Annotated in this window: 13 protein-coding genes; 6 read left to right on the top strand and 7 right to left on the bottom strand. The window is 35.3% G+C overall.

All coding sequences use genetic code 11. The annotated features are described in order from the left end of the window. Nucleotides 1-143: 143 nt before the first annotated feature. Nucleotides 144-3812 carry a hypothetical protein gene (locus DSM02_RS15385; protein WP_128766446.1) on the bottom strand — a complete coding sequence of 1223 codons (3669 nt, stop codon included), beginning with the start codon at nt 3810-3812 and terminating at the stop codon, nt 144-146. A 195-nt stretch (nt 3813-4007) separates the two neighbouring features. Here DSM02_RS15385 and DSM02_RS15390 point away from each other — a divergent pair, with 195 nt between their 5' ends. The 5 genes from DSM02_RS15390 (at nt 4008) to DSM02_RS15410 (ending at nt 7110) form a co-directional block, all read left to right on the top strand. Beyond that, entirely contained in the window at nt 4008-4199 is a 192-nt protein-coding gene (locus tag DSM02_RS15390) for a hypothetical protein (RefSeq protein WP_128766447.1), read from the top strand. Between the two features lie 9 nt (nt 4200-4208). After that, nucleotides 4209-5549: a 2TM domain-containing protein gene (locus DSM02_RS15395; protein WP_128766448.1), complete on the top strand. Its 1341-nt coding sequence runs from the start codon at nt 4209-4211 to the stop codon at nt 5547-5549. Nucleotides 5550-5649: 100 nt separating this feature from the next. Continuing rightward, nucleotides 5650-5964, top strand: a complete 315-nt coding sequence (locus DSM02_RS15400) for a 2TM domain-containing protein (RefSeq protein ID WP_128766449.1) — start codon at nt 5650-5652, stop codon at nt 5962-5964. A 15-nt stretch (nt 5965-5979) separates the two neighbouring features. After that, complete coding sequence (locus DSM02_RS15405) at nt 5980-6309, top strand: 2TM domain-containing protein (protein WP_128766450.1); 330 nt, start codon at nt 5980-5982, stop codon at nt 6307-6309. Nucleotides 6310-6351: 42 nt separating this feature from the next. Then, nucleotides 6352-7110, top strand: a complete 759-nt coding sequence (locus DSM02_RS15410) for a LytR/AlgR family response regulator transcription factor (protein WP_128766451.1) — start codon at nt 6352-6354, stop codon at nt 7108-7110. 72 nt (nt 7111-7182) lie between these two features. On the opposite strand, the gene DSM02_RS15415 is transcribed toward DSM02_RS15410, so the two are convergent. The 6 genes from DSM02_RS15415 to DSM02_RS15440 all read right to left on the bottom strand — a co-directional run bounded on the left by DSM02_RS15415 (nt 7183) and on the right by DSM02_RS15440 (nt 13168). After that, a complete protein-coding gene (locus DSM02_RS15415) occupies nt 7183-8511 on the bottom strand; it encodes a DUF2254 domain-containing protein (RefSeq protein WP_128766452.1) in 1329 nt (442 codons plus the stop codon). 57 nt (nt 8512-8568) lie between these two features. Next, entirely contained in the window at nt 8569-9783 is a 1215-nt protein-coding gene (locus DSM02_RS15420; RefSeq protein WP_128766453.1) for an LETM1-related biofilm-associated protein, read from the bottom strand. 384 nt (nt 9784-10167) lie between these two features. Then, nucleotides 10168-10974 (bottom strand): anti-sigma factor, encoded by an 807-nt coding sequence (locus DSM02_RS15425; RefSeq protein WP_128766454.1) that lies wholly within the window; start codon nt 10972-10974, stop codon nt 10168-10170. Continuing rightward, on the bottom strand, nt 10975-11505 hold the full coding sequence (locus DSM02_RS15430; protein ID WP_128761167.1) for an RNA polymerase sigma factor: 531 nt from the start codon (nt 11503-11505) through the stop codon (nt 10975-10977). 95 nt (nt 11506-11600) lie between these two features. Next, entirely contained in the window at nt 11601-12188 is a 588-nt protein-coding gene (locus DSM02_RS15435) for a superoxide dismutase family protein (RefSeq protein WP_128766455.1), read from the bottom strand. 89 nt (nt 12189-12277) lie between these two features. After that, nucleotides 12278-13168, bottom strand: a complete 891-nt coding sequence (locus tag DSM02_RS15440; RefSeq protein ID WP_128766456.1) for a diacylglycerol/lipid kinase family protein — start codon at nt 13166-13168, stop codon at nt 12278-12280. 65 nt (nt 13169-13233) lie between these two features. Here DSM02_RS15440 and DSM02_RS15445 point away from each other — a divergent pair, with 65 nt between their 5' ends. Beyond that, nucleotides 13234-14214, top strand: coding sequence for an App1 family protein (locus DSM02_RS15445; protein ID WP_128766457.1), 981 nt, complete (start codon nt 13234-13236; stop codon nt 14212-14214). Nucleotides 14215-14340: the final 126 nt, after the last annotated feature.

Below are 14340 nucleotides of genomic sequence, written 5' to 3' on the forward strand. Positions count from 1 at the left end.
GATTTAAATGCTTTAACGCTTTTCTCGAAGTAAAAATCTATTTCCATATTAATTCCTTGTGGGCTTTCCCCAAGGTAATTTACTCAACAAAGATAAGACACCTTAAGCAGTGTAGCGGTAACAGAAGTTACATAGATAAATGATTAAACACCAAATTTTACAGCAAACTGAAAACGGCCACCTTCATCTCCGGTGAAATAACCCAGGCTGCTGCTAAAGAATCCACCCATACTAAAATTGAGTCCGCCACCATAACTATTATGCCACACTTTTGAGGATTCTTCATTAAGCCAAATTCTACCCACATCATAGCCGGCAAAAATGTTAGAACGTATCGGGAAAATAGCAGTTTTTAAAGGGTTGAATTGATATAAAATATCTGCGGAAGCACGAAGCGCCTGATCACCGGTAAACCTTCCTAAACGATAACTTCTCAAACCAGAATTACCACCTAATTGAGCTGCCTGATAAAATGGAATTGTGTTACCAACTCGCAACTGACCGTCAATTTGTGTTTTTAAAACCAGATCTCGAGAACTGTCTATTGCGTTCCAAAATGTGATTTTTGGATCTGCAGCAAAAACGGTTTGGGAGTTATTCAAATCATCACTGTAAAAGCCTGAAGCTTCAAAAAGCATTCCTCTTGTAGGAAATTTTGAGTCATCAATACTTCTGTAGGAATAAATTGCTTTTAGAGTTAAATATTGATTGTTATTCAGTTGGTTGTAGTTTTTTATTTGAAGTGAAGAATCAAGTTGATAATTTTGATAAACAAGATCTGTTTGAAATGAACTGCCGTATTCTCCGTTATAATACACACCGGTTCCTGCTTCAAATTTCTGCATATTGATGCGGTTCACGTCAAAATTTGATGCTGTATTCGTTGTCTCATTCCCATAACCAAAAAAGTTTTCGGTGTAGTTATTTGTGGTCGCAAGACCCGAAATTTTAAAATTCCACTCTGGGAAAATATTTGCAAAATGCATTTCTGATTTAAATATCGCAGCTTGTGTCAATGAAAAATATTGAGCATCCAAAACAAATTGAGAAGTAAACGGGTTGCGTTCAAAGCCTAATTTTTGACGAGCAAAACGTAGATGAGGTGCTACTCCCCAATCAGGATTATAAGGCAATTCTAAACCTATTTTTTTAGCTTCATCAGGAAGGCGTTCTGAGTCATAAATATGATTTTCATAAACGCTGCTAAAGTGTAAACGAGCCCCATTATTTTCTTCAATTTTATTACCATTGGGTTGATCGTAAACTGATAGATTATTTCCATTTTTTAGGTCATAAGTATCATCATCCTGACCACCGGCAATAACTAGTTTAATTTTTGATTTGGCCGTACCTGATGTTGTAAAAACATCATCATCATCTAGACCGTAAATCCAGATTTCTTTTGTTTCTTCTGGGGTAAATACGCGGTCAAAAAGCAAAGCGCCATCCTCACCATCTTTTATACGAAAAGCCTTAATTAGAGTCGTACCGTCGTCATTTCTGGTTATGTAGAAGTGATCGTCTTTATCGGTTCCTTTTAAGGTTTGAAACCTGATATAATATTTATAATAACGTTCAACTATATCTTTTAAATTTGCTTTTCGCGCGAGCAGATCCTGTTGTAATAGTTTCCAATCTTCATTTTGAATTTCTACAGGCATCTCACTAAATGCTTTATTTACAACTTCTGGAGTAATGTTTTTCTGAAGATAATCAACGGCATCAAACCAGTCTTGTTTAGTTGTTTTCTGAAGCACAGCGCGATCAAGATTAATCGCACTCTCGCTAAACTTTTCTATAAACTCAATGTCAGGTCCATAGTTGCCAAGTTCACGGGTGCTTACCATAAATTTCTGCATCGTTTTTATGATCTTCCCGTCAAACTTAGAAAATACCTGATCACGATCTCTAGGAATGGCAATATAGGTATATACATCATCTGCATCTTTACGCTCTGCCCAGCGCCATTGATCTTCGTGACGATCCCAGTCACCAACAAGCATATCAAAGACTCGCGCTCTGATATATTCATCCTCGGCAATTTGATTTTTTTCATCCTCGCGAATCTTTTCAAAAAGATCTGCAGTACTTTCTACATCTTCATTAAAACCAAACATATGCGAACCATTGAAGTCTTCATCGGGCTTCTCTACAATCATATAGAGGCGATCTCCGTGCGTTTTGTTGAAATCACCCAGTGTTTTTTGTTTAGGCACATAAAACACTTTAGGATGGGTGTGGTTGAGATCTGCCGCTCCGGCTAATCTTGGTATGGCAAAAGCACCATAGGGATGAGAAGCTGTATAAAAATCCTCAATAATTCTTACAGGTAGCGTACCTTCAAAATATTCCTGGGCGTCTAAGTCATCGTATCCTGATGATTTTAAAAATGCTAGGGGATCTTTTGCCAAGGCACGCATATTATACTCGCGGTCATCACCATCAACCAGTCGCAAAGACTGCGTTTGATTGCCACCACCGGCACGTTCTACTGTTAGACCGCCATATAGCGTATCTAAAAGCACTGTTGGTGCATCTATATCTAAACCGTATAAATAACGGTAATGCTTTCCCCATTTTTTTTCATATCCCGGAGTGACTTCAACAAGTTCTTTGGGGTAGATACTCGATTTTTTTGACTGGGGAATGTTTTTAGGTAAAGAATCTAACGGATAAGGCTCAGGCCTAGAATAGCTTTCTTTAGAGAAGCTTACCGAAAGTCTGTTGTTTTTGTCTAAACTGTAAAAGTGAACGGTAGACGAACCATCTTCAAACAGTCTTAACTCTGAAAACCCCGGTTTAACTGAAGCAAAAAGTCCGTCTTTTCCTAGACGTGCATATTCAGTTTTACTACCGGTACCCGATATGATCTGGCGAATATTTCCGTTTTCAATATATTGCATTGAGCGCTCGTGAGCAGAGAGTACAAATAAGCGTGGCAAGCCAATAGCCATAGTTTTGATCTCACTCATCAGCTCATTCATCAACGGGTTAAACTGATCTTGCTTAGAAATTCCACCTTGTGTTCTTGCAAAGCCCCATAAAAAACCGGCTATGGGCACATACGCATTTTCTAAAGATGGCCTGTAAAATGCACGCGTACTCATCTCACCACCATAAATTCCGTTAGAAAAAAGAGGGTGATGCATCACGAGTAACACGTTTTTGTGTCGTGCTTTACGCGCTTCATCTTTAAGCAAGGTTAAGAATTGTTTACGTGTTTTTATGGCACATTTATCATTAAAACCTTCGTGTTTGCTCCAGTCTTCAATATACCATTGAGAGTCTATGATGATGATTTCAGTTTCTTTGTCAACTGTTATGGTTTCAATAGGGCAGCCATTTTCAGGTTGAAAATGATTGTCTTTCCCCATCTTTTCTTCGATATAATCTTCAATGTTTTCAAGACCTTTTAGGCCTTCATCATTCCAGTCGTTTTCCCCCGGAATAATCAGCGTTTTTCCTTTAAAATCTTTAACGAGCTGTACGATGTGCTTTAGCTGTTGTTCGTTATTGTCTTTGGTTAATTTATTAGCATACACATTATCACCCAAGATCATCAGGTAATCATCCTTTTTTGCAATTTTATTCTGCAAGCTATCAAAAGCTTGAATCAGCGCATTATTAGGTCCGTTTTTACCAGAACCCAGATTACCCAAGAGAAAAACACTTCTATAGTTTGAAGTGTCACTATTTATTTGATTTAAAATATGCTTTTGATCTCGGTATTGGGTGCGTTTACTGGCACAGGAGTATAAGAATAATAACGTTAAAACTAGTGATAAACAAGATTGTAATTTTTGCTTTTGCATTAATAGGGGTGTAGGTTGTAAAAGCAAAAATATTAAATCTCTGGCGTGTCAAAAGTTTTTGTATGATTGTTAACGTTCTCACCTCTAGATAATCAATTTACAGTTGGGTATCAAAATTTTACAACTGAGTAAATCTCTTTCTATAAAAAAACTATCTATTCTAATCTTTGAAGCATCTAATCAAAAATCAACAGTATGACACGTATATTAATCTGGGTTTTTAAATTGGTCGTATCGCTCGCGGTAATGCTCCCTAATCAAGAGCAAACAGCGTTTGATAAGCCAAATGTTGATCTTGTTCCGTTTGAAAAGTGCAAGATGTTTACTAATTATTCAGATTGTAATACTTTTAAAAAAGTAGAAAATGCCGCAGCTTGTCTACTATAAAATTAAATTATGAATATTTTTTTTAAGGAATTAGGAAAGGCTTGTATCGTAGGTATAGCGATCTATGCAGTGTTTTTATTGATTCATTTGGGAGGAGGTAACCCACTTTATTTCAACAAAAAGCTTGCAGAAGATTTTGGGATCAGTATGCTGTATTCAGTAGTGCTATATATGGCAAATATGGCTGTTTTTAGATATTTCTACTTTAGTAATAAAATCAGGCTTTATTCTCCAAAACACTTAGCTAGAGCGATACCGGCGAGTTTAATTGTTACTGGCATAAGTGTATTTTTTATCAGAGTCTTTATAATTTGTGTATTAAAGGAGTTTTCTTTTTTAGAATTTATAAGTGACGAGAAGTTTATAGATTACTGGATGCCGCTGTTTATTGCGCTCGTTTGTAATGCGATCTTCTATTTCTTTTTCTATTACAAATACAAAAAAGAAAGTCAGGTTAAAGAGCAGAAGATCATTGCCGGTACAGCTTCGGCACAGTTTGATGCTTTAAAAAATCAATTAGATCCTCATTTTTTATTCAATAGTTTGAATGTACTTACCAGTCTTATTGAAGAAAACCCCGCTCAGGCTCAAAAATTCACTACTTCTTTGTCTAAGGTTTACCGCTATGTTTTAGAGCAAAAGAATAAAGAACTGGTTACGTTAGAAGAAGAATTGGCATTTGCAAAAACCTATATGACGCTTTTAAAAATGCGTTATGAAGACAGCATTATTTTTAATATGCCTGCGGAAGTAACTCATCCCGAAGCTCGTGTTGTACCCTTATCGTTACAGCTTTTACTTGAAAATGCAGTAAAACACAACGTAGTAAGTGATAATCACAGATTACACATTAGCATAGAAGAAGAAGAAGGAAATCTGGTGGTACGCAATAATCTACAGCCCAAAAAGATTATGACCAAAGGTAGCGGAGTAGGGCTCATCAATATCAAACAGCGTTATGCATTGCTTACTTCCAGACGGCTCCAAATTCAACAAACAGAATCAGAATTTATAATCAAAATACCAAAGTTAACCCGTCAATTAGAATCAGCAATTATGAACACAGAAGAGTACCTTACAGACAAGAAATATGCACTTGCTAAAGAACACGTAGAGCAACTTAAAGGCTTTTATATACATATCACAGTTTACCTTATTGTGATTACTGGTCTTATCATTCTCAATTTGCTTACAACCACATTTCCGTGGGCGATTTTCCCGGCATTAGGTTGGGGACTGGGTGTGTTTTTTCACGGTGCAGAAGTTTTCAAGTGGAATCCGTTTCTAGGCAGAGACTGGGAAGAACGTAAGATTCGTGAAATTATGAATGAGCAAGAAAAGAAGTGGTAACAATTCAGTCAAAAAAAATGACAGGTGAGTCAGTTAGAATTTCTTCAAAAAGTATTTCTTACCAAATTTGTTTCAGTATTAATCACTAAAAACTTTAAAGATGGAAAATTTTGATAGAGAAAATCGGTATCTGGACGCAAAAGAACGCGTAGGTCACATCAAGAAATTTTACACAAGCTTGATCAGTTATTTTGTAATAATTGGTGCTCTGGCACTCTTAAATTATTATACAGATGGTTTACGCTATCCTTGGTTTTTATGGGCTGCATTTGGCTGGGGGATAGGTTTGGTGTTTCAGGCGGCAAAAGCTTTTAACTGGAATCCTTTTGTAAGTAGAGAATGGGAAGAGCGCAAAATTAAAGAATTTATGGAGCGTGATCAAAAATCTCAATCTAATATGGGGCGCTGGGAGTAATCTAAATTTTATAGTATGAAAAATTCAAATTACGAGGAAGCTTTAAAACGCGTAAAGCAACTTAAAGACTTTTACAATCACATACCGGTTTATATTATTCTATCTGCGCTGTATGTTGCTTTTTGTCTGGGTGTTTTTGATGGGGGTAGTTTTAGTCAGCATATTCCATTTTGGTCACCTCTTTGTATGGTGGGTGGCTATGGATTAAGTCTTTTAGGTTATTATATTTACCTCAAACATGGAAGCATCTTTGAATCGTATTACAAGAACTGGGAAAAGCGAAAAATAAAAGAATATCTGGATCAGGAAATACATGCAGAAACTAAAACCAGTCGCTGGGAGTAGGTTTTATATATATTCAGAATAACTATGAATAAATTATAAAAAATGAACGTACTGGTTATTGAAGATGAAAAACCTGCAGCACGCAGACTCACCAGAATGCTGGAAGCTCTAGATCTAAATGTTTTGGCTCAATTGCATTCGGTAGAAGAAGCGGTAGAATGGTTTTCAACCAATACACATCCAGAGCTTATATTTCTTGATATTCAATTAAGCGATGGTTTGTCTTTTGAGATCTTTGATGCTGTAGAAGTTACCAGTGCAATTATTTTTACAACAGCCTATGATGAGTATGCCTTACAGGCTTTTAAACTGAACAGCATTGATTATTTGCTCAAGCCTATAGATGATGAAGAGCTTGAAGCTGCTGTGACTAAGTTTAAAAAACAACGACCTTCAGCAAGTGATGTTAAACTCAATTTTGAAGATATACGCAAACTTCTAGGAGTCAACCCTGTGGAGCGTGACTATAAAAAACGCTTTACCGTAAAAATAGGACAGCATCTTAAGATGATAAACGTAGATGATGTGGTTTGCTTTTATAGTGAAAATAAGGGGACCTATGCACGTACAACTGATAAGCGGGATTATTTGCTAGATACAACTTTAGAAATCCTGGAAGGAGAATTACAACCTGATGTTTTTTTTAGAGTAAGCCGCAAGTATTTTGTAAATGTAAATGCCATTCATGATATTATAAGCTATACCAATTCGCGTTTACAAGTTAAACTACAGGCTTGTGATGATCTTGAGATTATTGTAAGCCGTGAACGCGTAAAAGACTTTAAATTCTGGCTTTCTTAATATAAGTTTTATTGGCTCCACCAAAGGGTTTAATACCTAGAGGCTTGCCCCGAGGTTGTATTCAATAATAATTTACTCTAAACTCGCCAACTTGCGATCTGTATTGTTATAAGCTGCTGCTTTGTCTCGTATCGTAAAAACACCCTCAAGATCTTTCTTATTTGCTATGTCGGCTTTCGCGTCTATTAAAATAAGATTGATCTCGTCGATTATAATTTCTTCGGCATTATTGATTACAGACTTAGTCTGTAATAAGAAATATAATGCAGTGAGCATTTTGTGTAACATCACGACATCGTGTTTACAATAACCGCGTAACGGAACAAAAACAAAATAGATCAACTCTTTAAAATCTATTGTTCTAAGACTTATAACTGCCTCATCATCTTTATTCTTTATATAGCTAAAATCTTCTTTACGGAGTCTTAAAGCAAAAAGTTCAGAGAGATAATCTATACATGTTATTGCCGTACCAGGGTCATTGATACCGGGGCTCATAGCCTTAATTGCAATCTCAGTAAGTTGTTTAAAACCCAAGATATAATTATGTTTCACAATTTCGCTTCGCGAAAATCCAAAACATGTGAGTAAGTGATTTCTTTGCTCTTCATCAAGTTCTTTGTCACAGCGGGCTATGGGTACATTTTTTAAAATAAAAGTACCTTTAGGAGCCAGAATTTCAATCTTACAGTCCAGTTCATTGCAGAGTTCGAGAAGAGCATCTACAGCAATAGTTTGCAAATAACCCGTATTATTTATTTTAATAACATTCCAGTCTTTACTCTCTGGAAAGTCTGTTTTGCTGTACTCGTCATCGGTTTGATTGATGAGTTGGGTCAAACGCGTTTTTGCTTTTTGGTATATGGTTTCGATTATTTTATTAATCTGAATCGCTTCTGAAATAGAATGAATAAAATAAATAAAGAGAGCTAATACCAGCATGCTTAAAATGATACCAATCAATACAGCAAATCCCGGAAGCTGGTATTTGTTATCTGTAGGTTTTATACTCAGTAAAATGAGAATACAGTAAATAAGCGTTGCAATATAGTATCCTAAAACATACTGATGTCGTTTATTAGAAATCAACCCTGGAAGAATTCTGGGTGAATAATTATTAGATGCTTGATTGAGCAAAATCATCACCATAGAAAAACTGAATACCATCAGTGAGATAATACCGCCTATAAACGTACTGAGTAGCGTACGTGCAGTATCTGCATCATTAATAACCAGCTGTGGTGCGTTTTTGATTAAAAAGCTAGAAATCCCTCGGCTTTCTGCATATAGCATGGCAAAACCTATGCAAAGACCTCCAAAAGCAAATAGAGAAGGGTAGAAGCCAATTTTACCGGTGAGATTAGCAAAAAATAATCGGAATTTAGTTATGAACTGAAGCATAGGCGAATTTCTACAATATCTTTAAAACCCTGTCCTTTTTGATATAGTGTTAACATACTAAATCTCAGGATCATCATGATTTTGAGCTTCTATTCGGTTTTCATTAAACGCGCTGGGCAATAATTCAGGAATAAATTTAACCAGTAACGGAAGTAATATACCACCTCCCGGAAGCATAAAAATAGCAAGGGAAGGTATGCTTTTACAAATGTCTAAAAGCTGTGATTTAACCCTTTTCTTTTCAGCTTTGCTTAAATCCCTTACAGTAGATTGTCCTAATAATAAGACCAGATCTTTACTTTCTGAAAGCTCCTGAAGCAAGCGATTTTTATTCCGAAAAATAAGGGTTTTTACCGTTCGAATCGTTTGCGAATAAAAATGTTTTACCGGGTTACTGTAGTTGAGGTATGATATTCTTTTTCGGTTTGCTTGTATAAAAGTATACACATAGGTTGTTGACTGCTCAATAACCTCATTAGGTAAAAGAAGTTGAGCACCAAATTTCTTAAGAAAAAGATATTCGGTTTTATCCAATTTTACATCATCCCATATAGCCAACGCAGCCAGATCTAATAAATATCGTTTCTCGAGAAGCCCGGTATATACTTCTAAAGGAAGTTCGTCAAGATTTTGCGCTTCTTGTTTTAAGTTGCGATTGTATCTGAGGGATTTTTCAAAAAGTTTAAGCAATAACTTATCATACTGCTCTTTCTCTTCTTTTTGTATCAAAGCAAGCCAGATAACGTTCATCAGTGTAGCTTCTAAATATGAAGCATAATGGCTGATGTTTTCTTCATTTTCAAGGTAGTGTTGAAACGATAATACATCAATAAATAGCAACGCATTTGTTATAAGGTTACTGAAGTTTTTTTGAAGCAAATGTTCATTAGTCTGAATGCGCTCTTGAATGATCTTTTCTAAAGTAGCAGCATTTGGTTTTAGTTTTGAAAATCGGGTAAAATAAAAGTGTTCTTTAGGATCTAGTTGCTCATAATATTCGGTAATTGCCTTAAAAAAGTGAGTATCGTTTTTATATTTCTGATAATAAACACAATAAAGGCTGTCAAAAAAATTAAGTTTAGTGCGTTCCGTTTCATTCCACAATAAAGGCTCTGCTGTTCCGTAGCTTACTGTTGTTACTGAAACACCATATATAAAACCAGATTGAAGTAATAATTCATATAAGGCGTTCAAGTCTGAGTTAAGTTCCTTAAAAGCTTTTTTTATTACAGGTTGATGCTTTGTAATCCATCCAAAAGATGAAGGATTCATAAAATTTAGATTAAAATTTAAAATTTAAACAATTGAATTTCAGTAATTTGAAATTGTTTTTTAAAAAAAATACACTTTTTTTAAAATTCTAAAAACCATAGTCAGTTTTACTACGTAAATGTAATGAATAAGTTAAACAGGGCATTTAACTTATTCAATTGAAAAATCCAAATCTCAATTATTTTGGAGAATATGGAAAGGAAAATTATCAATTTTGGTTAGTTGATTAGTTTTTTTGGATTTTTTGTTAGTTGAGAATCACCTTGTTTTGGAGAAGGCAGGTGATTCTTTTTTTATGTCTATTTCTGAATTATTTTAAGAAAATTGATATAAAAAAAAGCCTCTGTGAATACAGAGGCTTTTTCATTTATAAACTATTTTGTCTTAAGCATTATTCGCTACAACACCTAAGGTATATAATTGTTCCATTGTAGGAGTTTCACTACCCCCTGCAGGTTCTAGCGTAATACCAAATGCTTGTGAATCATTAGGATTCTCTAGAGCAAAGACCTTATTCGTATTATTTACAAAATCATCCAAAAGTCCCATACTCGTAGGAGTAAGCGGATCTAGCTTTAAAGACCACACTTGATATACAAAACCTTCCGGAGGTTCTGGTAATCCCATAGCATCTATATAAGCCTTATTAGATTCCTTATCCCAAAAGACGTTTACGTATGCTTCAGGAGCAACCTGCTGACCAGCAAGAGGTACTTTAGTAACCTGTGGATCACGAATGACCGCCAGTATCTCTTTTGTTTCAGTTAATGCATCTTCAGAATATTGAAGTTTACTTTCTAACTTGGTGTTTTCGATCTCTACAACTTGTAATTCTTTACGAAGTGTATTTGTTCTATTTAACAAAACAAATATTCCAACTAAGAAAATTACCGAAGCAGCTATGCTGATGAATGACAGCAAGCGTGTTCTTTTTTGAGATGCAGGATTTAATTTTACTACACCATTGTTACTCTGAAGTTTTGCTCGTATTGCAGCAAGTATTTCCTCAGGATTATATGGCGCAGCCGCTGTTGCCAGATTTTGTAGTGCAGCTTCTATTTGTTCTACTTCTTTTTCTACTTCAGGGTATTGTTTAAGTACCGTTGAAACTTCTTTACTTTCTTTAGAAGTTAAGGCCCCATATACATACAGCTCAAGTATGCCAGATTCTATGTATTCTTGAATATCCATTTAATTTACCAATATAGCTCTTAGTTTATTAATACAAAGTCTGTTGCGCGTTTTAATAGTTCCTAGAGGCATATCTAATTCTTCAGAAGCTTCTTTTTGCGTGTATCCTTTAAAAAATAAAAGATTAATCACTTTTTTACAATCTTCTCCTAAAGCTTTAATATATTTTTTTATACCTATCGCATCAACTTTACTTGAAAAACTACTTTTGTTTTCAAGGATATCTACGAAATATTCTTGAGTAAGGTTTTTCTTTTGGTTCTTAAATGCTTTAGACCTAGTCTTATCTATTGCTGCATTACGAGCAATATTAAGGAGCCAGGTAAAGAATCTTCCTTTTTTAGAGGAATACGATTCACAGTTATCCCATACTTTAATAAAAACATCCTGTAATACTTCTTCTGATGCTTCAACATCGTGGAGTACACTGTTAATTACGCCAAAAATACTTTCTGAGTAAAGGCTATATAAGCGTTCAAAGGCTTTCTCGTCTTTTTGCTGAAGACGTAAAATTAATTCATCTGGTTGCATAGCAATCTGTTAGTTGTGCCTAAATGTATTAAATTAAAAGTGAAAAAGCAGCCCTATGAGCTGCTTTTAATAATTAGTTAGAGGATGCTAATGTATTATTCAATAATACCACCACAACTTACACGTGGTCCTGCTGCACCGCTAGGTTGACTTGTAAAATCATCTGCACCTTGATGCACAATAAGTCCTTTACCTACAATATCTTTCATAGGATCATCACAGCTAATGCACCATTCATCTGTAGTGATAGTAATAGTACCATTCCCATTCTCATCTGCTTGAAAGTTTCCTATGTCTCCTTTGTGATACCCTTCTGGATCACCCCATTTGCCATGCTTCTCTTTAGTAGGATTCCAGTGACCACCTGCTGATGTACCATCATCTGCAGAACAGTCTGCATTCTCATGAATATGTATTGCATGCATTCCCGGTTCTAAACCTTCAAAAACAGCAGTCATAGAAACTTCACCATCTTCTTCTGTAAAAACAGCACTACCAGTTGCAGTACTACCACTTTTAGATTCAAGATTTACCGTTATTTTTTTAACTACCGGAGCTTCTTCTTGCATATCTGCAGTTTCGGTTGTAGTTGTTTCGTCCATTTCTTTTTCTTTCTTGTCATTCTTACAAGAGGTAAAACCTAGAGTAAGTGCAAGTGAAAAAAGTATTGCGTAATTTTTCATAATAGAATTTTGATTAGTTTACAGTACTAAATTAAGGGTTTGTTTCAGCCCGACCAAAGAATTAAAGATAAGCTTAACATTAGGGTTAATTAGCACTTAAAGCTTTTGGGTATTGCAATAGTGAGTTTAGAATCGGTCATTTTAGCATTAATCAATTGTTTCTCACCTATAAACTCGCCATCAATCTGAAAAGCGATTGCCTTTTTACTGCGTATGGTCACTTCTTTGCATTTATAGACTTTTACAAAATCTGGATCTAAATGCGCATCATCATAAAAGGTTTCAAGAATTCCTTTAATACTGAAATTTTTAAACACTAAAACCTCAAAAAAGCCATCGTTCATTTTTCCGGTAGGATTTATTTTTGCTCCGGTACCAAATTTATTGGCATTGGCGATTGCGACCAGCACACCTTCTTCAGTACAAGTTTCTTCGTTGCATTCGACCTCTACTTCAAAAGGAAAATCATTATTAATAAGTGTCGGGAATGCTTGTATAAGATATCCCAGCTTACCACGTATTTCAGATTTTTCATAATTCTCTATCAACTTTGCATTTACACCAAGATCTGCAATGTGCAGACAGGTGTATCCATCTATTTCAAGAAGGTCCATTTCAATATAATGATCACCTAACGCGATTTTGAGTTGTTGCTCTAGTGAGTCTGGAATATCAAAATTAGTAGCCAACCCATTAGCAGAACCAGATGGTAAAAGACCTATTTTTAAGGATTCGTTTTTAATAGCATCAGCCACTTCGCGAATAGTACCATCACCACCGGATATCAGAATACGATCTGGTCGTTTTTCAGCAATTAAATTTTGAATGGCTTCTTTGTCATTTTTACCTGTTGTCTCGTAGACAATACTCTCATCGTTGTTTTGAGAAACGTGTTTTTCAAATGCTTTAATAATGGGATTTTTGTTTGTGCCACCTGCAATAGGATTAATGACAAGTAAAATGGTCTTTTGTGTTTTCATTAAGTAGATTTCGATTTAAAATTAGCTATTTTGACCACAGAAGACCGTTAATAAAATACCAATAAGTGAAGCTGGATTTACAATTATACCGCGGATATGCCAACGATGAGGAGCTAATAGTTTTTGGACATGTATTTAAATCCTGGGCACCAGATAAATATAAAACAGATCGCAAAGGGTTTAAGCATGCATTCTCTGTTTTGCATATGTTTAGAATTTCTCCTCTAAAAAATGTTGAGGTTCGGCTGCGTTTTAAAGATATTGATATTACTACCAAAACGATGAATGATGGTTATTTTAGGTTTACAATACCCTACGATAATACTTTGCAGAGTGGCTGGCACACTTATGAAGTGACATGTAAACCAGAAGAAGTAAATTATGGCATTGTTGATAAAGCTCAATTTTTAAAGCCTTTTGAAAGTAAAGTGAGTATTATCTCAGATATAGATGATACTTTTTTAATCTCGCATAGCGGAAATATTCTTAAGAAGCTTTATGTTATGCTGGCGCGAAATGTAAACGACAGAAAGACTTTTGAAGATGTAGTGAAGCATTACCAGGCTTTGAGCAATAGCGGACATAAAGAGAAAGGAGTGAGCAATTCGTTTTTTTACGTCTCCAGTAGTGAATGGAATTTATACAATTTTATTGTTCAGTTTACTAATCTACAGAAGCTGCCTAAGGCTGTTATTAAACTGAAAGATATTAAGACCGGAATAACCGATTTTCTGGGAACCGGTGGCGGAAACCACGATCACAAATTTGTCAAAATAAAAGATATTATTTCCTTTTACCCGAAGCAACGCTATGTGCTTCTTGGTGATGATTCACAACAAGATGCTTATATCTATGAGCGTATTTGTAAAATGTTTCCAAAGAATATTGAAGCTGTTTACCTGCGTCAAACCAGTGGTTCTAAAAAAAATAAAATTCAGGAAGTACTTGATAACATCAATAACATGCAAGTCGCAACCTGCTACTTTAAAAAAAGCACAGAAGCTATCCAGCACTCTAAAGCAATAGGGGTGATAAAAGAACAGTAAATAAAAGAGGCTGTCTAAAAAGGCAGCCTTTTTTTATAGGATTTATTCTGAATATGTTTTAATTTCATGGAATGAAAGCAAAACCTGTTTGGAAGACCGACCATCAGTCTCAGTTGAGCCTGCTTC

Source organism: Leeuwenhoekiella polynyae (assembly GCF_004104075.1).
Classification (GTDB): domain Bacteria; phylum Bacteroidota; class Bacteroidia; order Flavobacteriales; family Flavobacteriaceae; genus Leeuwenhoekiella; species Leeuwenhoekiella polynyae.